The sequence below is a fragment of the Streptococcus oralis genome (assembly GCF_018448765.2).
GTDB lineage: Bacteria > Bacillota > Bacilli > Lactobacillales > Streptococcaceae > Streptococcus > Streptococcus oralis_BM.
Map to the genome: position 1 here is coordinate 517376 of NZ_JAHCMC020000001.1, position 19524 is coordinate 536899.

Below are 19524 nucleotides of genomic sequence, written 5' to 3' on the forward strand. Positions count from 1 at the left end.
ATACCATAGAAAGGTAGGATAAAATAAGTGATATACATGTAAAATTGTCGACAGTAGTAGTTAATTTATCAGAAACCCAGTAATAAGGTATATTACTAAAAGTCATATTAAAAATGATTCCAAATTTATTGGTAGCTTTTTGGTAGCTAAACAGTAAAAATAGTTTATTTCTCTAGTTATGAATATAACAGGAATATTGATTTATCAGCATTCTTTTTTATTACAAACGGATTCTCGCAATTAAAGTCATTTTACCAAAAAGTAAAACGTTGGCATAACATTGAGTTACTCTTTTTCATTTATAGCAAAAAATGTGAACCCTTGTTTTGAGTTCACATTTCTTTTTTATTCTGCGGCTTGTTGCCAACGTTTTGCTAGCTTATGAGACAGGCTAGAAATGGCAAAGTTAAAGATAAAGTAAATCAAGGCAATCAGGATATAAAGACTGAAGACCTGCTCTGGTTCGAAATAGCGTCCCATGAGAATTTGGCTGGCGCCAAAGAGTTCTTGTAGAGCGATAACAGAGTAAAGAAGACTGGTATCCTTAATCACAGTTACAAACTGAGAAATGATAGCTGGCAGCATTTTACGGATAGCTTGTGGGAGAATGATGTAGTAGAGGATTTGTATGGAGGTAAATCCCTGAGACATTCCAGCTTCGTACTGTCCCTTGTCCACGGCGTTGAGACCGCCTCGGATAATCTCAGCTAGGGCTGCTGAGGTAAAGAGAGTAAAGGCAGTGATACCAGCTGGTGTGGACTTCATCTTAAACACTAAAAAGATGGTGAAAATCCAGAGAAGGTTGGGAACGTTACGTACAAACTCGATATAAATGCTGGAGATGATCCGTAAGATAGGATTTTTCCCATTTCTCATGACGGCTAGTACTGTTCCGATAAGGGTCGAGAGGACGATAGCAATTAGAGAAATGTAGAGGGTCAAGCCAAATCCTTTAAAGATAAAGGCTAGGTTATCTGGGGTCAAAACTTCTAAAATAGATTCCATAGTAACCTCCTAAAGTGAATAGGCTTTTTTATTGGCTTGCTCCATCTTGCGACCAAATTGGGCGACAGGGAAGCATAGGGCAAAGTAGAGTAAGGCAGCACCTAGAAAGGCTGGGATGTAGTTTCCGTTGAGAGCTGACCAAGACTTGGTCACAAACATCAAGTCCACCCCAGAGATGACAGCAACCGTTGAAGTATTCTTGATAAGGTTGACGATTTGGTTGGTCAAAGGAGGGAGAATGATACGGAAGGCCTGAGGCAAGATAATCAATCGCATGGCACTGATATAGGTGAAACCTTGTGATAAGGCGGCCTCCATCTGACCATTAGGGATGGACTGAATCCCTGAACGAATAACCTCAGCAATATAGGCACCGTGATAAAGTCCGACGCAGAGAACAGCTGTCCAATAAATCGGAATCATGATGGTATGGTCACTGATAAGAGGCAAACCATAGAAGACGATGACAAACTGCACCAAGAGGGGAGTATTTTGGTAAAATTCGACAAAGATGCGAGCTAAAATGCGCAAAATTGGGCGCTTGCTAGTTGACATGGCTCCAAAGAAGATACCCAAGACCATGGCGAGGATAAAGGATCCGATTGCTAGGGCAAGAGTAAAGAGGAAGCCATTGAAAAATTGTCCAAGATCCTGAAAATAGGCTGTCCAAGATGATAAATCTGTCATGGGGTGTCCTCCTTAATCTGCAGTATGGCTAGATGGTTTGAGCTTGTAACGGTCATAAAGTTTTTGCAAACTGCCATCCTTGCTCCATTTGGTAACCAAGTTATCGAGATAGTCGTTGAGCTCAGTATTTGATTTCTTGGTAACGATACCGTAGTCAGATGGCTTGAAACTATCATCTAGCAATTCTGTTCGTTTACTGATGTAACCAGATAGGATAGAGCGATCCACGGAAAAGGCATCAATACGGTGAGCGTGAAGGGAAGTAATCAATTCTGGGTAGGAACCAAGTTCGACAAATTTAAAGGTTAGACCTTTCTTTTTACCCAGTTCGGTAATCAAGCGTTGGGTGATGGATCCTTGGGCAACCCCAATGGTTTTTCCGTTTAGGCCCTCAATGCTTTTAATGTTGGCAGATTTGTTGACCAAAAAGCCAGAAGCGTCCGTATAGTAGGGACTGGTAAAGTTGTAGAGTTTTTTACGTTCTTCTGTGATGGTGAAGGTTGCGATATCCATGTCGACCTGTTCATTGTCTAATAGTGGTCCGCGGGTTTGAGCGGTAACTGGAACGTAGCGAATCTTGACCTTGAGTTCGTCTGCAATCATCTTGGCAAGGTCAGTTTCGATACCAGAATAAGTCCCTGTCTTGGGATCCTTGTAGCCAAAATTGGGAACGTCTTGTTTGACACCGACAACGAGCTCGCCTCTTTTTTGAATGTCTGCGATACTGGTATCGGCTTGGACTGGTTTGGCAGCAGCAAGGCCGAAAAGGCTAATCACTATTGCTGATAAAAAGACTTTCTTTTTCATAGAGACCTCCTTATTTTACTTTGTCACTTTCGTGGTTGATGATTTTGCTGAGGAATTGTTGTGCACGAGGTTCGCTTGGATTGTCGAAAAAGTCATCGACATCTGTCGTATCTACTAAAACTTCCCCGTCAGCCATAAAGATGATGCGGTCCGCAACTTCACGGGCAAAGCCCATTTCGTGGGTAACGATGATCATGTTCATCCCATCATGCGCCAGTTTTTGCATAACTGCTAGAACATCTCCGATGGTTTCAGGGTCAAGAGCAGATGTTGGCTCATCAAAGAGGAGGAGCTCCGGATGCATGGCAAGACCACGAGCAATGGCGATCCGCTGTTTTTGACCACCAGATAGCATGGCGGGATAGGAATCTTTCTTGTCCCACATATTTACAAATTCCAGATATTTTTGGGCTGTTTTTTCAGCTTCTTTTTTATCAATTCCTAGAACTTTAACGGGTGCGAGTGTTACGTTTTCTAACACTGTTTTGTGTGGATAAAGGTTAAAATGTTGGAAAACCATGCCGACTTCCTTACGAAGAGGAACTAAATCTTTCTGACTAGCACCTGCTACTTGGTGTCCATTGACTAGGAGACTTCCTTTGTCAACAGCCTCCAAACCATTAATCGTACGGATAAGAGTGGACTTCCCAGAACCAGAAGGTCCAAGCAGGACAACGACTTGTCCTTTTTCAAAACGGAGATTGATGTCGCGGAGTGCGTGGTAGTCTCCGTAATATTTTTCGACGTGTTTAAATTCTACTAAAGCCATGAGAGATCTCCTTTGTGTTAGATTTTATAACACGATTCTACATCAAAAGATTTGTCTTGTCAAATAATATCAGAAAAAAGTTAGTAAAATTTTTGTACAAAGCAATCAGGATAGAGAAAATGCTTAAATCATGTTATAATGAAACGATAGAATTCTTAGAAAGAGTGGATGTTTTTTTGATAACTCCTACTTATGAATGGCAGTTTGCCCCGCAGGTTGAAGATGCGGATTTTACAAAGATAGCCAAGAAGGCTGGACTGGGTCCTGAGGTGGCTCGATTATTATTTGAAAGAGGGATTCAGGATGAAGAAAGTCTAAAGAAGTTTTTAGAACCTTCTTTAGAGGACTTGCATGACCCCTATCTGCTCCATGATATGGACAAGGCAGTGAAAAGGATTCGTCAGGCTATTGAAGAAGGGGAGAATATTCTCGTCTATGGAGACTATGATGCGGATGGTATGACTTCAGCTTCGATTGTGAAGGAAAGTTTGGAACAGCTTGGCGCGGAGTGCCGAGTTTATCTGCCCAATCGTTTTACCGATGGCTATGGTCCCAATGCCAGTGTCTATAAATACTTTATCGAGCAAGAGGGAATTTCCTTGGTTGTGACAGTGGATAATGGAGTTGCTGGTCACGAGGCCATTGAATTGGCCCAGTCTATGGGAGTGGATGTTATTGTGACTGACCACCATTCCATGCCGGAAATCCTTCCTGATGCCTATGCGATTGTTCACCCTGAGCATCCAGATGCGGACTATCCCTTCAAATGTTTAGCTGGTTGTGGAGTGGCTTTCAAGCTGGCTTGCGCCCTTTTAGAAGAAGTGCAAGTGGAACTGCTTGATTTGGTTGCTATCGGAACCATTGCAGATATGGTGAGTTTGACAGATGAAAACCGTATTTTGGTTCAATATGGTCTGGAAATGTTGGGACATACTCAGCGCATTGGACTACAAGAAATGCTGGACATGGCTGGGATTGCTGCTAATGAAGTAACGGAAGAAACGGTTGGCTTTCAGATTGCCCCTCGTTTAAATGCCTTGGGGCGATTGGATGATCCCAATCCTGCCATTGATTTGCTGACTGGGTTTGACGATGAGGAAGCACATGAGATTGCCCTCATGATTCACCAGAAAAACGAAGAGCGCAAGGAAATCGTCCAATCTATCTATGAAGAAGCTAAGACCATGGTGGATCCTGAGAAGAAGGTCCAGGTTTTGGCAAAGGAGGGCTGGAATCCTGGCGTTCTGGGTATCGTTGCTGGTCGTTTGTTGGAAGAGCTAGGGCAGACGGTTATTGTTCTTAATATAGAAGATGGTCGTGCCAAAGGTAGTGCTCGTAGTGTGGAAGCGGTTGATATTTTTGAAGCTCTGGATCCCCATCGCGACCTCTTTATCGCCTTTGGCGGCCATGCTGGTGCAGCAGGAATGACGCTGGAAGTGGAGAAACTCTCAGATTTATCTCAGGTTTTGGAAGACTATGTCCGTGAAAAAGGCGCAGATGCTAGTGGTAAGAACAAGTTAAATCTAGATGAAGAACTGGATTTGGAGAAACTTAGCTTGGAAACGGTCAAAAGCTTTGAACGTTTGGCACCTTTTGGCATGGACAATCAGAAACCTGTCTTTTATATCAAGGATTTTCAGGTCGAAAGTGCCCGTACTATGGGGGCAGGCAATGCCCACCTCAAACTAAAAATTTCCAAGGGTGAGGCGAGTTTTGAAGTGGTGGCCTTCGGACAAGGTAGATGGGCGACAGAGTTTGCTCAAACCAAGAATCTAGAATTGGCAGTCACCCTGTCTGTCAACCAATGGAATGGCCAAACTGCTCTCCAGTTAATGATGGTGGATGCGCGTGTGGAGGGTGTTCAACTCTTTAACATTCGTGGGAAGAACGTAGCCCTGCCAGAAGGGGTTCCAGTCTTGGATTTCTCTGGAGAGGTGCCAGATTTAGCGACTAGTGATGCTGTGGTTGTGAAAACCATTCCCGAGGATATTACCCTGCTGAAGACCGTTTTTCAGGAACAGAATTTCTCAGCTGTCTATTTCAAAAATGACATTGACAAGGCCTACTATCTGACAGGTTATGGAACTAGAGAGCAGTTTGCCAAATTGTACAAGACCATTTACCAGTTCCCAGAGTTTGATATTCGCTACAAGCTGAAAGATTTGGCGGCTTATCTCAATATCCAACAAATCTTGCTGGTCAAGATGATCCAAGTATTTGAAGAGCTAGGTTTTGTGACGATCAAAGATGGTGTCATGACAGTCAATAAAGAAGCGCCGAAAAGGGAAATTGCTGAAAGTCAGATTTACCAAAATCTCAAACAGACTGTTAAAGACCAAGAAATGATGGCGCTGGGTACGGTGCAAGAAATCTATGATTTTTTAATGGAAAAATAGTAGAAGTTAGGAAAGAGTTGGGTAACCAGCTCTTTTTTGAAAACAAATCTTCATTTTGAAAATCATCAAAAAAATGGTATAATGGTAGGAAAAGATTCGGCTGAAAGTTTTAGAACTTTTAGAATAAGAGGGTAAACCTACCCTATAATCAAGATAAATTAAGTTTCGGAGGGAAAATGAGTAATATCAGTTTAACAACACTAGGTGGTGTACGAGAAAATGGGAAAAATATGTACATCGCTGAAATCGATGAATCTATCTTTGTTTTGGATGCAGGGCTTAAATACCCTGAAAATGAACAACTAGGGGTGGATGTGGTCATTCCTAATATGGACTACCTTTTTGAAAATAGTGATCGTATCGCTGGAGTCTTCTTGACCCACGGGCATGCGGATGCCATTGGTGCCCTGCCTTATCTCTTGGCAGAGGCTAAGGTGCCTGTGTTTGGTTCTGAGTTGACCATTGAGTTGGCGAAACTCTTTGTCAAAGGAAATGATACGGTTAAGAAATTCAATGACTTCCATGTGATTGATGAAAACACGGAGATTGACTTTAGGGGAACGGTGGTTTCCTTCTTCCGTACGACTCACTCTATCCCAGAAAGTCTGGGAGTTGTGTTAAAAACACCAAAAGGGAACATTGTTTACACAGGCGACTTCAAATTTGACCAGACGGCTAGTGAATCCTATGCGACGGATTTTGCGCGTTTAGCCGAAATCGGCCGTGACGGTGTCTTGGCACTTCTCAGTGATTCTGCAAATGCAGACAGCAATATTCAGGTGGCAAGCGAGAGTGAAGTTGGGGATGAAATTACCCAAACCATCGCTGACTGGGACGATCGTATCATCGTTGCAGCAGTTGCCAGCAACCTTTCTCGTATCCAGCAGGTTTTTGATGCAGCTGCGGAGACTGGCCGCCGAGTCGTTTTGACTGGATTTGATGTTGAAAATATCGTCCGTACAGCGATTCGTCTCAAAAAATTGTCTCTAGCTAATGAAAGCCTTTTGATTAAACCGAAAGAAATGTCTCGTTTTGAAGACCATGAGTTGATTATCTTAGAGACAGGTCGTATGGGTGAACCCATCAATGGACTTCGCAAGATGTCCGTTGGGCGCCACCGTTATGTAGAAATCAAGGATGGGGACTTGGTTTATATTGTAACAACTCCATCCACCGCCAAAGAAGCAGTTGTGGCTCGCGTTGAAAATATGATTTACCAAGCTGGTGGTGTGGTAAAACTCATTACCCAGAGTTTGCGAGTATCAGGACACGGAAATGCGCGTGATTTGCAGTTGATGATCAATCTTTTGCAACCGAAATATCTTTTCCCTGTCCAAGGGGAGTACCGTGAGTTGGATGCGCATGCCAAGGCTGCCATGGCAGTTGGGATGTTGCCAGAGCGTATTTTTATCCCTAAAAAGGGAACGACCATGTCCTATGAACATGGAGACTTCGTCCCAGCTGGAGCAGTTTCTGCAGGCGATGTCATGATTGATGGAAATGCCATTGGTGATGTTGGGAATGTCGTTCTTCGCGACCGTAAGGTCTTGTCAGAGGATGGAATCTTTATCGTGGCCATCACTGTTAACCGTCGTGAGAAGAAGATTGTGGCTAAGGCTCGTGTTCACACGCGTGGATTTATCTACCTTAAGAAGAGTCGCGACATTCTCCGTGAAAGTTCCGAATTGATTAACCAAACGGTAGAAGAGTATCTTCAAGGGGATGACTTTGACTGGGCAGATCTCAAAGGCAAGGTTCGTGACAATTTGACCAAGTACCTCTTTGACCAAACCAAACGTCGTCCAGCAATCTTGCCAGTCGTGATGGAAGCCAAATAATAAGCAGAATACCTACGGAAAAAGTCGAAATTCGGCTTTTTCTTATAGAATAGTAAAAGGAGACAACCATGGCAGTTATGAATATTGAGTATTACTCTGAAGTTTTGGATATGGAGTGGGGTGTTACCGTACTCTATCCAGATGCTAGTCGAGTGACTGAACCAGATTGCACAGATATTCCTGTTCTTTATCTTTTGCATGGAATGTCAGGAAATCAGAATAGCTGGCTCAAGCGAACCAATGTCGAGCGCTTGTTGCGGGGAACCAATCTCATTGTTATCATGCCCAATACAAATAATGGCTGGTACACAGATACTCAGTATGGCTATAACTACTATACTGCTCTAGCAGAAGAGTTGCCTCAGGTTATGAAACGTTTCTTCCCCAATATGACCAGCAAGCGAGAAAAGACCTTTATTGCAGGTCTCTCAATGGGAGGCTATGGTTCCTTCAAGCTGGCTCTCGCAACCAATCGTTTTTCTCGTGCGGCTAGTTTTTCTGGTGCACTCAGTTTTCAGGGATTTTCTCCTGAAAGTCAGGATTTAGGCTCTCTTGCATACTGGCGAGGAGTTTTTGGAGAAATCAAAGACTGGACAGCTAGCCCTCATTCGCTTGAAAGTATTGCTAGGAAGTCGGATAAAAAAACCAAACTTTGGGCTTGGTGTGGCGAGCAAGACTATCTCTACTCTGCCAATAATCTCGCTGTGAAAAACCTCAAAAAGCTTGGTTTTGAAGTGACCTATAGTCATAGTGCTGGCACTCATGAGTGGTACTACTGGGAAAAACAATTGGAGCATTTTTTAGCTACTCTACCAATTAACTTTGTCTTGGAAGAACGTTTATCTTAGTTTTAGGTTTCTTTCAGCTTTCTTCAGTAAATAGGGAATCTATCTTGATCAAGTAGAATGTGATTTCAAGATAGGTTCTTATTTTTATGAAAGGTGGAGCGTCATGTTCTGGATTATTCGATTATTTTTCCGATTTCTTTTGGGAATTTGGCGTTTCTTTTGGCGTCTGGTCTGGACCTTGGTCATCATTGTTCTTCTTGCTTTTGGAGTGCTATGGTATCTGACAGGTGATTTTCATTCTGCGGTCAATCAAGTTGAAAAAATGAGTCAGATTGGTCAAGGTGGCTGGAAACAATGGCAGGAAACGGGAACGCTGGAAGTCTTGTCTCAGACAGACAGTCACCAACATGCAGAAGGCAAGTGGGCTCAGGCCTCAGCTCGCATCTATATTGAGCCTCAAATGGATGAAACCTTCCAAGGTGCCTATGCAGAAGCTATAAAAAACTGGAATCAAACGGGAGCCTTTACCTTTGAGGTGGTTGCGGATCCTAGCCAGGCAGATATTGTGGCAAGTGAGATGAATGATGGATCGACCGCTGTAGCTGGTCAAGCCGAGAGTCAAACCAATTTGTTAACCAAACAATTTATATCTGTAACGGTTCGCCTGAATCACTATTATCTATCCAATCCAAACTATGGTTATTCTTATGAACGGATTGTGCACACGGCGGAGCACGAGCTGGGGCATGCCATCGGATTGGATCATACCAACGAGACTTCTGTCATGCAGCCGGCAGGTTCCTACTATGGAATTCAGACTCGAGATGTGAAAGCTGTTCAAGAACTCTATACCAGTAGCGACTAGATGAAGTTGGTACAATCTAAAATAAAATCAAAGCTCCTCCATCAAGTGATTGGTGGGGCTTTTTGTTCGTCCTGTTACAGCCTTTTTGCTATAATGGAACTATGAATAACTTGATCAAATCAAAACTAGAGCTCTTGCCGACCAGCCCTGGTTGTTACATTCACAAAGATAAAAACGGTACCATTATCTATGTTGGAAAGGCTAAAAATCTGCGCAATCGCGTGCGGTCCTATTTCCGTGGAAGTCACGATACCAAGACGGAGGCTCTGGTATCTGAGATTGTGGATTTTGAATTTATCGTCACTGAGTCTAATATTGAGGCACTCCTGCTGGAAATTAACCTCATCAAGGAAAATAAGCCCAAGTACAATATCATGCTCAAGGATGATAAGTCCTATCCGTTTATCAAAATCACAAATGAGCGCTATCCTCGTTTGATTATCACCCGTCAGGTCAAGAAGGACGGCGGTCTTTACTTTGGTCCCTATCCAGATGTGGGGGCAGCCAATGAAATCAAGCGACTACTGGATCGGATTTTTCCTTTTCGCAAGTGTACTAATCCACCGTCTAAGGTCTGTTTTTATTACCATATCGGTCAATGTATGGCCCACACCATCTGTAAAAAGGATGAGGCTTATTTCAAGTCCATGGCTCAGGAGGTTTCTGATTTCCTAAAAGGGCAGGATGACAAAATCATCGATGATCTTAAGGGCAAGATGGCAAAGGCAGCTCAAAGTATGGAGTTTGAATGTGCGGCGGAATACCGTGATCTGATTCAGGCCATTGGAACGCTTCGGACCAAGCAACGGGTCATGGCTAAAGACCTCCAAAATCGGGATGTCTTTGGTTACTATGTGGATAAGGGCTGGATGTGTGTTCAGGTTTTCTTTGTTCGTCAAGGCAAGCTCATTGAGAGGGATGTCAATCTCTTCCCCTACTACAATGATCCGGATGAGGACTTCTTGACCTATGTGGGACAATTCTATCAAGAAAAATCTCACCTGGTTCCCAATGAAGTATTGATTCCACGGGATATTGATGAAGAAGCCGTTAAGGCCTTGGTGGATACCAAGATTCTCAAACCCCAACGTGGAGAGAAAAAGCAACTGGTCAATCTAGCCATAAAAAATGCCCGTGTTAGTCTGGAACAGAAGTTCAATCTGCTAGAAAAATCTGTTGAAAAGACCCAAGGAGCTATTGAAAATCTGGGACGCTTGCTCCAAATACCGACTCCAGTTCGCATCGAGTCCTTTGATAACTCTAATATCATGGGAACCAGTCCTGTTTCAGCTATGGTGGTCTTTGTCAACGGTAAACCAAGTAAAAAAGACTACCGTAAGTACAAGATAAAAACGGTTGTCGGTCCAGATGACTATGCTAGTATGCGTGAGGTTATTCGCAGACGTTATGGCCGAGTTCAACGTGATGGTTTAACCCCGCCAGATTTGATTGTCATTGATGGGGGGCAAGGTCAAGTCAATATTGCTAAGCAGGTCATCCAAGAGGAGCTAGGTTTGGATATCCCAATTGCAGGTCTGCAAAAGAATGATAAGCACCAAACCCATGAACTGCTCTTTGGAGATCCACTGGAAGTGGTGGAGTTGTCTCGCAATTCTCAAGAATTCTTTCTCCTCCAACGCATCCAGGATGAGGTGCACCGCTTTGCTATTACCTTTCACCGTCAATTGCGCTCCAAAAATTCTTTTTCTTCACAGCTGGATGGAATTGAAGGATTGGGACCTAAACGTAAGCAGAATCTCATGAAGCATTTCAAGTCTCTCACTAAAATCAAGGAAGCCAGTGTGGATGAAATTGTCGAAGTTGGTGTGCCGAGGGTAGTCGCAGAAGCTGTGCAGAGAAAGTTGAACCCTCAGGAAGAAGTGGAATTGGCTCAAGTGGCAGAACCATTAAAAGAATTGGAATAAGTATCTAGATAGAAAGTAGAAGAAATGAATAGGATTGAGATTGACAGAGATATACTCCTTTTTTTACGATTTGCTTACTTTGGGAATTCAAAAGATTTATTTTTAGCTGCAACTACTCGAGCCTATCTTGATTTTAATCGAACCTTGCGATTTCATGGCATGCTAGATGAACAGCGCTTGGAGATGAGAAATCGGGCCTCTAAGTGTATCAAAGAAGCGATTTTAAATCTCTTGAATCGGGACAAGCTGTGTCAAACTGATTTTGATAGTTGGCATCATAGGACTTGTGATGTTCTGATAGATTGCTATCGTTCAAATGGGATTCGATTCACTTATGGTCATGCTCAAAAGTGGATTAATATGACGTTCAAGTATCTGTATATGCTTGAAGCTGTAACCCTAGACTCCGTTTTTCCTTTTTTACACGTACCGATAGATAACATCGTGTTAGAGAGGGCGAACAAACAGTTGTGTATCCCAAGACCTTCTCAAGTGTGGAGTAGTTGGGGAGATTACGCTTTCTATCTTCAATATCAAGAACATTTGAGGCAAAGAATAAGCAAGGAAGATCCTCTTCGTTGGGAGTTTCACAATTGGCTAGATGAAATAGAAAAAGGAAAACCATCATGAACCATAAAATCGCAATTTTATCAGATATTCATGGAAATGCGACTGCCTTAGAAGCAGTGATTGCAGATGCTAAAACTCAAGGAGCCAGTGAATATTGGCTTCTGGGAGATATTTTTCTTCCTGGTCCAGGTGCAAATGACTTGGTCGCTCTGTTAAAGGATCTGCCTATCACAGCAAGTGTTCGAGGCAATTGGGATGATTGTGTCCTTGAGGCTTTAGATGGGCAATATGGCTTGAAAGACCCACAGGAAGTCCAGCTCATGCGATTGAGCCAGTTTTTGATGGAGCGAATGGATCCTGAAACGATTGTCTGGCTACGAAACTTACCTATGCTAGAAAAGAAAGAAGTTGATGGACTGCGCTTCTCTCTCTCTCATAATTTACCTGAAAAAAACTATGGTGGGGACCTGTCTGTTGGAAATAACACAGATAAATTTGACCAACTCCTAGATGAGGAAACGGACGTGGCAATCTATGGTCATGTCCACAAGCAGTTGCTTCGTTATGGAAGCCAAGGGCAACAAATCATCAATCCAGGTACGATTGGCATGCCCTATTTTGATTGGGAGGCGTTAAAAAATCACCGTGCCCAGTACGCCGTGATAGAAGTAGAAGATGGGGAATTGGTAAACATTCTATTCCGAAAAGTTTCTTATGATTATGAAGCGGAGTTAGAATTGGCTAAGTCCAGGGGCCTTCCCTTTATCGAAATGTATGAAGAGCTACGACGAGAAGACAACTATCAGGGGCACAATTTGGAACTTTTGGCTAGTTTAATCGAAAAGCATGGGTATGTAGAGGAGGTAAAGAATTATTTTGATTTTCTGCAAAGTGAGAAATAAAATGGACGCCCTTAATTTGAAGTGAGGTTTGTAGTCGAATCGCTTAGAAAAGAGTTAGACGATGATAAGGAAAAAGAGATAGCTCAGCTAAAGTTTGACATTGAAATTATTTTGTTATAGAATGAACTTAATTCTTAATAAAAAGGAGAACATTATGAAGAAAATTATTACATCTAGTATGGCTCTTTTATCTGTTGTTGTCTTAGCAGCATGTTCAGGGAAAACAACGTCTGATTCTTCGACTAAGACTTCAAGCTCCTCTGTAGAACAAACTTCTTCTTCAGAGACTTCATCAACAACGTCTAGTTCAAAGACAGAAAATAATGAGGTTGTTTTGATCACCGATGAAGAAATTGACAATGCTAAAACTGTTGGAGATGTGAAGAAAGTCTTTGGTAAACTAGTCGACAATTATAAAAAGCATGCAGTTGAAATTGGGGAAAAAATTCCAGAGAGTGGAAAAGAAGCATATAACGCCCAAGTTGAACCAGCGCTTAAGTCTATGGAGACTGTAAGAGAGTCATTTAACGAAAGCCTTTCAAGTATTGGTTCTGATGATACAGTAGTGCCAGAACAAACTCGTACTCTATTTGTTCAACAATTGAAAACTGGACGTGATACAATGAAGAAAGCGCTGGAAGCGGCTTATAAAGCAGTTGCTCCATACACATCTGGTCAATAATATAAGAAAGTGGGTGTTCGATCACCTGCTTTTTGATTGCTTCAAATCTAAAGCGATACCTACTTAAATAGCTCCAAATTAATAGCAGAGAGTTTGAAAGAAGTACTAACTCTATGAAAAATCCCTGCAAGCTATTTCAAAACATGGTAGACTGGAAGCAGTAGAATTAGAAAATAAAATCGCGATTGAACCATGATGATCTTGAATTCAGTGCACAAGACCAGAACGGCTATTGGTTCTATACTATAAGGTAATTAAGACCAAGTTGCTTTATAGAATAATATAAGGAGGTGTGTCAATGAATAGGCATAAAAAATGGGGTATTATTGCTTTAGTAATCTGTATTATAGGAGGAATTGTAATGTTTAGTTTAAATCATCCAAGTGGTAAAATTTTTGAGAATAAATTAACTTTGACAAAAACGCAACAGGATAATGTTGTTAAAGGGATAGTAAAAAATTATGATATTGATAGTATTGAGTTTTTAGAATTAAAGAAAGATATAAAAACAGGTACATATCATTTAATATTTATTATAAACGACAAGATTAAAACGGGTTTATCGGTATCACGTATTGAAGAATTAAATTCAAATCTAAATAATATTGGTTTAAGTCCTATTGAAAATTTTAAAGAATTAAAAAGAGGACGACCACTTGATGAAACTGAAGAGATACTTAACTTTATAAAAGTGAAATACATAGGAGAATGATATGGGAATAACTGATGAGCAGTATAGATGGATAATTGATAAGTCATACTGGGTGGATAAAAATAAAACTGATTGTGAATATTATATAGAAGAAAACAAAACATATAATTTTAGCGATAATGATACACGACTAGGTGAATTTCGAGTTCTTAGTACAAAAGACAACACCTCCAACGGTATGCAGGAGATGGCGGTTGCTCCTGTGGATAAAAATGGGAATGTGGATAATAGTCATGTAGTGATTGCCTATGCAGGGACGAATAAAGATGACATAAAGGATCTTGGTACGGATGTTCAGTCTTTATGGCTTGGGAGGGATAAACTACAGTCCCGTTCAGGACTAAATTCTGCGAAAGTAGTAGATTCTCAGTTTGTGACGGCGCTGGATTATGCCAAGGTTAAGTAAAATAGCTGTTTATGTTATACTATAAGGTAATTAAGACCAAGTTGCTTTATAGAATAATATAAGGAGGTGTGTCAATGAATAAGCGTAAAAAATGGGGTGTTATTGCTTTAGTAATCTGTATAATAGGGGGAATTGTAATGTTTAGTTTGAATCACCAAAAAGAAAAAACGTTGGAAGAGAAAATGAGAATTGAACAGGAGAGGGTAGCACTATTTGTAGTTAATAGAGTAAAATTAAAAACACAGAATCCGATTGAAACTATAGAATTTATAGAATTCAGAAAAAATGAAACAACAGGAACCTGGCGAATAACACTTGTAATCAATGGAGTGGCAACGATATCCCTATCAGAGGATGCTTTTGGGGATGTTATACGGACATCGGGATATTATTTAGAAGACATGTCTGTTGACGAGACGGATGTTCCCTATACAAAGACAATTGATAATATAAAAATTAGCTATCTGGGGGAAACTAAGGATGACGACTGAGAGAGATTTTAGATATATTGTTGATGATGTTTATGCTGTAGATTCTCTTAAAGTGAAAGTTCCTTTAAAAGAAGGGGCAATAGTAGCACAAGGGAAATTTAAAATTATAACACCTCCTGTTGACAACACCTCTAACGGTATGCAGGCGATGGCGGTTGCTCCTGTAGATAAAAATGGGAATGTGGATTATAGCCATGTGGTGATTGCCTATGCAGGGACGAATAAAGATGATCGACTTGACATCCAAACAGATATCCAATCAATAGGATTTGGTGATAGACGGATGTTGTCGGATTTGGAAACAAAGACATTTAGAAAATCTCAATTTCAAACGGCTCTGAGTTTTGCAGAAGAAATCGAAAAAACGTATCCTTCTGCTAAAATCACAACGGCGGGGCATTCGCTTGGAGAGTCTCTGGCTATGTATGTCGCTTTAAAGCGAGGTTATGCCAATGTTGGGTATAATGGACCAGATATTCATAACTTGATTTCGAAAGAAGAAATCAAGTACATGCAAGAACATCCAGAACAATTTCGCAATTTCCGTCATAAGTATGATGTTATTGGCAATATTACGGGAAATACGACTCAAACAGCTATATTTCCCTACATCTACCCTGCAAAAGATAACTGGGGTGACAAGTTAGAATATCATAACTTGTCCCAGTGGCGATTTGATGAGAATGGCCAGCTAGTTGATTTGGATGGAAAACGTGTCACAAATCTCAAAATAACGGCATTAGCAGAAGCAACAGCAGGTATGTACCGCTACCAAAAAATTAAAAGCTACCTCTCGGCAGATGGTTTGTCAAGTAGGGAAGAGATCTACTTGGATAGCTTGCAGGGAATGGCTCTAGGGGAAGGAATGGCTAATGCGGCTCGAGCTGGTGCAGACGACGCCAAGCACCTTCAAGAAGAGGTGGTGTCAAAAGTACAAGAACTATGGAATCAGCTTGACTTTAGTAGTTTCCGATATCTGAGTTATGATGAAGTTCTATCGACTTTTGCATCTGCGGGTGTGACTCAGGATACGATTGTCGGTTCAGTTGAGCAAGATTTTGAGCAAATGAATCAAAAGGCTGAAAAACTAGCCACAGAGTTTGATACCCTTAACCAACAGATTATCCAAGTCATTGAGAATAAACTAGCTACAGATAAGGAATTGGCAGGAGAATTTAGAAAATGGAACAGTCGGATTTAGTCTTCCAAAAGTTAAAAGAAAAGGAAAAAGAGTATCATAATTTGGAAGATGAGTATCTAAAGCAGAAAGCAACGTTTACGGATCAACGCAACGAACTCTATGAACGCCGAGACCGCCTTGCCCGAATCGTAGAAGACGAAGCTGGCAAAATGGATGCCTTTCTTCAAAAAGGACAACACAGTTACCAAGATGGGGAACAGTTTTATAGGAGTTTACAACAATTGATGGAGGATTCTCAGTTTGTGACGGTGCTGGATTATGCCAAGGTTAAGTAAAATAGCTGTTTATGTTATACTATAAGGTAATTAAGACCAAGTTGCTTTATAGAATAATATAAGGAGGTGTGTCAATGAATAAGCGTAAAAAATGGGGTGTTATTGCTTTAGTAATCTGTATAATAGGGGGAATTGTAATGTTTAGTTTGAATCATCCAAGTGGTAAAATTTTTGAGAATAAATTAACTTTGACAAAAACGCAACAGGATAATGTAGTAAAGTGGATAGCAAGAAATTATGATTTTAACAAAATTAAATTTAATAAATTTAACAAAGATAAAAAAACAGGTTCATATCATTTATTGTTTGAATTAGATGATGAGTATCATACAGGAGTGACTATTCGAGAAATAGATGAATTTAATGACGAAGAAAAATCTGTAGTCCTTGGTCCAATTGAAAAATTTAGAGCGATTGAAAAAAATCATGTGATAGCAGAGAAGGGAAATGTTTCTATAGATGATATACAAGTACAATACTTGGGAGAATAATAAAAGGTGAAAGTAAAAGAAGAACAATATAATTGGTTAGCTGAGCAAGTGTATTGGGTTGATAAATTGAAGACTGACAAGGATTATACACCTGAGGCAAATAAAATATATCCGTTTAATCCTAAAAAGAGAGATTTAGGGAATTTTAAAGTTGTAGAAGTAATAGACAACACCTCTAACGGTATGCAGGCGATGGCGGTTGCTCCTGTGGATAAAAATGGGAATGTGGATGATAGTCATGTGGTGATTGCCTATGCAGGGACGAATAAAGACGATCGGCTTGACATCCAAACAGATATCCAATCAATAGGATTTGGTGATAGACGGATGTTGTCGGATTCGAAAACAAAGACATTTAGAAAATCTCAATTTCAAACGGCTCTGAGTTTTGCGGAAGAAATCGAAAAAACGTATCCCTCTGCTAAAATCACAACTGCGGGGCATTCGCTTGGAGAGTCTCTGGCTATGTATGTTGCTTTAAAGCGAGGTTATGCCAATGTTGGGTATAATGGGCCAGATATTCATAACTTGATTTCGAAAGAAGAAATCAAGTACATGCAAGAACATCCAGAACAATTTCGCAATTACCGTCATAAGTATGATGTTATTGGCAATATTATGGGAAATACGACTCAAACAGCCATCTATCCCTATATCTATCCTGCAAAAGATAACTGGGGTGACAAGTTAGAATATCATAACTTGTCCCAGTGGCGATTTGATGAGAACGGCCAGCTAGTTGATTTGGATGGAAAACGTGTCACAAATCTCAAAGTAACGGCGCTAGCAGAAGCAACAGCAGGTATGTACCGCTACCAAAAAATCAAAAGCTACCTCTCGGCAGATGGCTTGTCAAGTAGGGAAGAAATATACTTGGATAGCTTGCAGGGGATGGCTCTAGGGGAAGGAATGGCTAATGCAGCTCGAGCTGGTGCAGACGACATCAAGCACCTTCAAGAAGAGGTGGTGTCAAAAGCACAAGAACTATGGAATCAGCTTGACTTTAGTAGTTTCCGATACCTGAGCTATGACGAAGTCCTATCGACTTTTGCGTCTGCGGGTGTGACTCGGGATACGATTGTCGGATCAGTTGAGCAAGATTTTGAGCAAATGAATCAAAAGGCTGAAAAACTAGCCACAGAGTTTGATACCCTTAACCAACAGATTATCCAAGTCATTGAGAGTAAACTGGCCACAGATAAGGAATTGGCAGGAGAATTTAGAAAATGGAACAGTCGGATTTAGTCTTCCAAAAGTTAAAAGCAAAAGAAAAAGAGTATTATGATTTGGAAGATGAGTATCTAAAGCGGAAAGCAACTTTTACGAATCAATATAATGAACTCTATGAACGCCGAGACCGCCTTGCCCGAATCGTCGAAAACGAAGCTAGCAAAATGGATGCCTTTCTTCAAAAAGGACAACACAGTTACCAAGATGGGGAACAGTTTTATAGGAGTTTACAACAATTGATGGAGGATTTTCAGTTTGTGACAGCTTTGAATGATGCCAATGTTAAGTAAAATAGCTGTTTATGTTATACTATAAGGTAATTAAGACCAGGTTGCTTTATAGAATAATATAAGGAGGTGTGTCAATGAATAGGCACAAAAAATGGGGTATTATTGCTTTAGTAATCTGTATTATAGGAGGAATCGTAATGTTTAGTTTGAATCACCAAAAAGAAAAGACATTGGAAGAGAAAATGAGGATCGAACAGGATAGGATGGTATTGTATTTAGTTAATCATTATGAGGGAATTAATGAAATAGAATTTAATGATATAGAAAATAATGCTACAACAGGTTCAAGAACTGCGTTATTAACTGTAAATAAAGAATTTAAAATGGAAATTACTTTCTTTAAATTTAATGATAAAACTGACAATTATGTAATTAGTTGGAATAAAAGATTAAATTTACAAGAAAAAATGAAATTACTAATCAACAAACAACAGATAATATTAAAGTGAAATATTGGAACAAGTGAGGAAAATAACAGATAAAAATTATAATGATATTGTCGATGGAGTTTATAATGTTGATGCAGGAAAAGTAAAACGACCTTGGAGAGACGATAAGATTTTTAAATCAAATGGACAAACCTTCCGCGTTCTCAAAACCGAAGACAACACCTCCAACGGTATGCAGGCGATGGAAGTTGTGCCAATTAATAAAGTAACAGGTCAGGTGGACCATAGGCATAAATATGATGTGATAGGCAATGTTGTGGGGAATGAAAAGAAAAAGTTATTTATGCTATACTATAAGGCAATTATAGGATAATTATTTTACAGGATAACGTAAGGAGGCATTCTATGAAAGCTAAAAAATTGATAGTTAAACTATTTTTATTAGTTATAACAATATTACTTTTAGGAGGATGTAAAATGTTTGATAATAAACCGACTTTAACCAAAGTGCAGCAAGATAATGTGGTGAAAAGAATTAGTAGATATTATGAGTTTGAACAAATTACTTTTAAGCAATTCAAGAAAGATAGTAATACAGGTTCATTGTTGTTAACTATAGAACTCAATGGAAGTGAAAATATGCGAACAACTATTATTTTTGATGATATGAGAGACTTTAATGATTCTTCTAGTGAAATAGGATTATCACCAATTTCTCACTTTGAAAGTATAAGGAGAGAAAAAGAACTTTCAATAATTAGCGTTAATATTACCAAGTTAAATATAAAATATTTGGAGGAATAAT

Annotated in this window: 23 protein-coding genes; 19 read left to right on the forward strand and 4 right to left on the reverse strand. The window is 40.2% G+C overall.

The genetic code is table 11. The features are described from left to right. Positions 1–345 precede the first annotated feature (345 nt). Genes KIH88_RS02450 through KIH88_RS02465 form a run of 4 tightly spaced genes read right to left on the reverse strand, consistent with a single transcriptional unit; the run spans position 346 to position 3268 of the window. Positions 346–1005, reverse strand: coding sequence for an amino acid ABC transporter permease (locus KIH88_RS02450; protein WP_084939223.1), 660 nt, complete (start codon positions 1003–1005; stop codon positions 346–348). A 9-nt stretch (positions 1006–1014) separates the two neighbouring features. Beyond that, positions 1015–1692 (reverse strand): amino acid ABC transporter permease, encoded by a 678-nt coding sequence (locus KIH88_RS02455; RefSeq protein ID WP_084939222.1) that lies wholly within the window; start codon positions 1690–1692, stop codon positions 1015–1017. Between the two features lie 12 nt (positions 1693–1704). Then, positions 1705–2499 carry a transporter substrate-binding domain-containing protein gene (locus KIH88_RS02460; RefSeq protein ID WP_213988259.1) on the reverse strand — a complete coding sequence of 265 codons (795 nt, stop codon included), beginning with the start codon at positions 2497–2499 and terminating at the stop codon, positions 1705–1707. A 10-nt stretch (positions 2500–2509) separates the two neighbouring features. Further along, positions 2510–3268: an amino acid ABC transporter ATP-binding protein gene (locus tag KIH88_RS02465; RefSeq protein WP_001229578.1), complete on the reverse strand. Its 759-nt coding sequence runs from the start codon at positions 3266–3268 to the stop codon at positions 2510–2512. 176 nt (positions 3269–3444) lie between these two features. On the opposite strand from KIH88_RS02465, the gene recJ reads away from it, so the two are divergent. From recJ to KIH88_RS02560, 19 genes are all read left to right on the forward strand, one after another. Continuing rightward, positions 3445–5664: a single-stranded-DNA-specific exonuclease RecJ gene (gene recJ, locus KIH88_RS02470; RefSeq protein ID WP_162278935.1), complete on the forward strand. Its 2220-nt coding sequence runs from the start codon at positions 3445–3447 to the stop codon at positions 5662–5664. Positions 5665–5840: 176 nt separating this feature from the next. After that, positions 5841–7502 (forward strand): ribonuclease J, encoded by a 1662-nt coding sequence (locus tag KIH88_RS02475; protein ID WP_084939220.1) that lies wholly within the window; start codon positions 5841–5843, stop codon positions 7500–7502. 68 nt (positions 7503–7570) lie between these two features. Then, on the forward strand, positions 7571–8350 hold the full coding sequence (locus tag KIH88_RS02480; protein ID WP_084939219.1) for an alpha/beta hydrolase: 780 nt from the start codon (positions 7571–7573) through the stop codon (positions 8348–8350). Positions 8351–8453: 103 nt separating this feature from the next. Then, complete coding sequence (locus KIH88_RS02485; protein ID WP_213988258.1) at positions 8454–9155, forward strand: M57 family metalloprotease; 702 nt, start codon at positions 8454–8456, stop codon at positions 9153–9155. Positions 9156–9256: 101 nt separating this feature from the next. Further along, positions 9257–11080: an excinuclease ABC subunit UvrC gene (uvrC, locus tag KIH88_RS02490; RefSeq protein ID WP_213988257.1), complete on the forward strand. Its 1824-nt coding sequence runs from the start codon at positions 9257–9259 to the stop codon at positions 11078–11080. A gap of 24 nt (positions 11081–11104) precedes the next feature. Next, positions 11105–11710, forward strand: a complete 606-nt coding sequence (locus KIH88_RS02495; RefSeq protein WP_213988256.1) for a hypothetical protein — start codon at positions 11105–11107, stop codon at positions 11708–11710. Further along, positions 11707–12552 carry a metallophosphoesterase family protein gene (locus tag KIH88_RS02500; protein ID WP_213988255.1) on the forward strand — a complete coding sequence of 282 codons (846 nt, stop codon included), beginning with the start codon at positions 11707–11709 and terminating at the stop codon, positions 12550–12552. The genes KIH88_RS02495 and KIH88_RS02500 overlap by 4 nt, the downstream gene beginning before the upstream one ends. A gap of 154 nt (positions 12553–12706) precedes the next feature. Next, positions 12707–13234 carry a hypothetical protein gene (locus KIH88_RS02505; RefSeq protein WP_213988254.1) on the forward strand — a complete coding sequence of 176 codons (528 nt, stop codon included), beginning with the start codon at positions 12707–12709 and terminating at the stop codon, positions 13232–13234. A 298-nt stretch (positions 13235–13532) separates the two neighbouring features. Then, positions 13533–13946 (forward strand): hypothetical protein, encoded by a 414-nt coding sequence (locus tag KIH88_RS02510; protein ID WP_213988253.1) that lies wholly within the window; start codon positions 13533–13535, stop codon positions 13944–13946. A 1-nt stretch (position 13947) separates the two neighbouring features. After that, positions 13948–14352 carry a hypothetical protein gene (locus KIH88_RS02515; protein WP_213988252.1) on the forward strand — a complete coding sequence of 135 codons (405 nt, stop codon included), beginning with the start codon at positions 13948–13950 and terminating at the stop codon, positions 14350–14352. A gap of 74 nt (positions 14353–14426) precedes the next feature. Further along, positions 14427–14843 (forward strand): hypothetical protein, encoded by a 417-nt coding sequence (locus KIH88_RS02520; protein ID WP_213988251.1) that lies wholly within the window; start codon positions 14427–14429, stop codon positions 14841–14843. After that, entirely contained in the window at positions 14833–16044 is a 1212-nt protein-coding gene (locus tag KIH88_RS02525; RefSeq protein WP_445656355.1) for a triacylglycerol lipase, read from the forward strand. The genes KIH88_RS02520 and KIH88_RS02525 overlap by 11 nt, the downstream gene beginning before the upstream one ends. Continuing rightward, positions 16026–16319 carry a hypothetical protein gene (locus tag KIH88_RS02530; RefSeq protein ID WP_225901042.1) on the forward strand — a complete coding sequence of 98 codons (294 nt, stop codon included), beginning with the start codon at positions 16026–16028 and terminating at the stop codon, positions 16317–16319. The genes KIH88_RS02525 and KIH88_RS02530 overlap by 19 nt, the downstream gene beginning before the upstream one ends. 74 nt (positions 16320–16393) lie before the next feature. Continuing rightward, positions 16394–16810, forward strand: a complete 417-nt coding sequence (locus tag KIH88_RS02535; protein ID WP_225901041.1) for a hypothetical protein — start codon at positions 16394–16396, stop codon at positions 16808–16810. A 105-nt stretch (positions 16811–16915) separates the two neighbouring features. Further along, a complete protein-coding gene (locus KIH88_RS02540; protein ID WP_445656361.1) occupies positions 16916–18055 on the forward strand; it encodes a triacylglycerol lipase in 1140 nt (379 codons plus the stop codon). Continuing rightward, positions 18037–18330, forward strand: a complete 294-nt coding sequence (locus KIH88_RS02545; RefSeq protein ID WP_268700867.1) for a hypothetical protein — start codon at positions 18037–18039, stop codon at positions 18328–18330. The genes KIH88_RS02540 and KIH88_RS02545 overlap by 19 nt, the downstream gene beginning before the upstream one ends. Positions 18331–18404: 74 nt before the next feature. Continuing rightward, on the forward strand, positions 18405–18779 hold the full coding sequence (locus KIH88_RS02550) for a hypothetical protein (RefSeq protein ID WP_445656356.1): 375 nt from the start codon (positions 18405–18407) through the stop codon (positions 18777–18779). 4 nt (positions 18780–18783) lie between these two features. Next, the gene (locus KIH88_RS02555; protein WP_414332029.1) at positions 18784–19092 is read left to right on the forward strand and encodes a hypothetical protein; all 309 of its coding nucleotides are present in this window, start codon (positions 18784–18786) and stop codon (positions 19090–19092) included. 32 nt (positions 19093–19124) lie between these two features. After that, positions 19125–19523, forward strand: a complete 399-nt coding sequence (locus KIH88_RS02560; protein ID WP_125840431.1) for a hypothetical protein — start codon at positions 19125–19127, stop codon at positions 19521–19523. The last annotated feature ends 1 nt before the right edge of the window (position 19524 follow it).

Bases quoted from the DNA above. Each gene is read 5' to 3' on its own strand.
- KIH88_RS02450 (WP_084939223.1), bottom strand. From the start codon at position 1,005: ATGGAATCTATTTTAGAAGTTTTGACCCCAGATAACCTAGCCTTTATC.
- KIH88_RS02455 (WP_084939222.1), bottom strand. From the start codon at position 1,692: ATGACAGATTTATCATCTTGGACAGCCTATTTTCAGGATCTTGGACAA.
- KIH88_RS02460 (WP_213988259.1), bottom strand. From the start codon at position 2,499: ATGAAAAAGAAAGTCTTTTTATCAGCAATAGTGATTAGCCTTTTCGGC.
- KIH88_RS02465 (WP_001229578.1), bottom strand. From the start codon at position 3,268: ATGGCTTTAGTAGAATTTAAACACGTCGAAAAATATTACGGAGACTAC.
- KIH88_RS02475 (WP_084939220.1), top strand. From the start codon at position 5,841: ATGAGTAATATCAGTTTAACAACACTAGGTGGTGTACGAGAAAATGGG.
- KIH88_RS02480 (WP_084939219.1), top strand. From the start codon at position 7,571: ATGGCAGTTATGAATATTGAGTATTACTCTGAAGTTTTGGATATGGAG.
- KIH88_RS02485 (WP_213988258.1), top strand. From the start codon at position 8,454: ATGTTCTGGATTATTCGATTATTTTTCCGATTTCTTTTGGGAATTTGG.
- uvrC (WP_213988257.1), top strand. From the start codon at position 9,257: ATGAATAACTTGATCAAATCAAAACTAGAGCTCTTGCCGACCAGCCCT.
- KIH88_RS02495 (WP_213988256.1), top strand. From the start codon at position 11,105: ATGAATAGGATTGAGATTGACAGAGATATACTCCTTTTTTTACGATTT.
- KIH88_RS02500 (WP_213988255.1), top strand. From the start codon at position 11,707: ATGAACCATAAAATCGCAATTTTATCAGATATTCATGGAAATGCGACT.
- KIH88_RS02505 (WP_213988254.1), top strand. From the start codon at position 12,707: ATGAAGAAAATTATTACATCTAGTATGGCTCTTTTATCTGTTGTTGTC.
- KIH88_RS02510 (WP_213988253.1), top strand. From the start codon at position 13,533: ATGAATAGGCATAAAAAATGGGGTATTATTGCTTTAGTAATCTGTATT.
- KIH88_RS02515 (WP_213988252.1), top strand. From the start codon at position 13,948: ATGGGAATAACTGATGAGCAGTATAGATGGATAATTGATAAGTCATAC.
- KIH88_RS02520 (WP_213988251.1), top strand. From the start codon at position 14,427: ATGAATAAGCGTAAAAAATGGGGTGTTATTGCTTTAGTAATCTGTATA.
- KIH88_RS02525 (WP_445656355.1), top strand. From the start codon at position 14,833: ATGACGACTGAGAGAGATTTTAGATATATTGTTGATGATGTTTATGCT.
- KIH88_RS02530 (WP_225901042.1), top strand. From the start codon at position 16,026: ATGGAACAGTCGGATTTAGTCTTCCAAAAGTTAAAAGAAAAGGAAAAA.
- KIH88_RS02535 (WP_225901041.1), top strand. From the start codon at position 16,394: ATGAATAAGCGTAAAAAATGGGGTGTTATTGCTTTAGTAATCTGTATA.
- KIH88_RS02545 (WP_268700867.1), top strand. From the start codon at position 18,037: ATGGAACAGTCGGATTTAGTCTTCCAAAAGTTAAAAGCAAAAGAAAAA.
- KIH88_RS02550 (WP_445656356.1), top strand. From the start codon at position 18,405: ATGAATAGGCACAAAAAATGGGGTATTATTGCTTTAGTAATCTGTATT.
- KIH88_RS02560 (WP_125840431.1), top strand. From the start codon at position 19,125: ATGAAAGCTAAAAAATTGATAGTTAAACTATTTTTATTAGTTATAACA.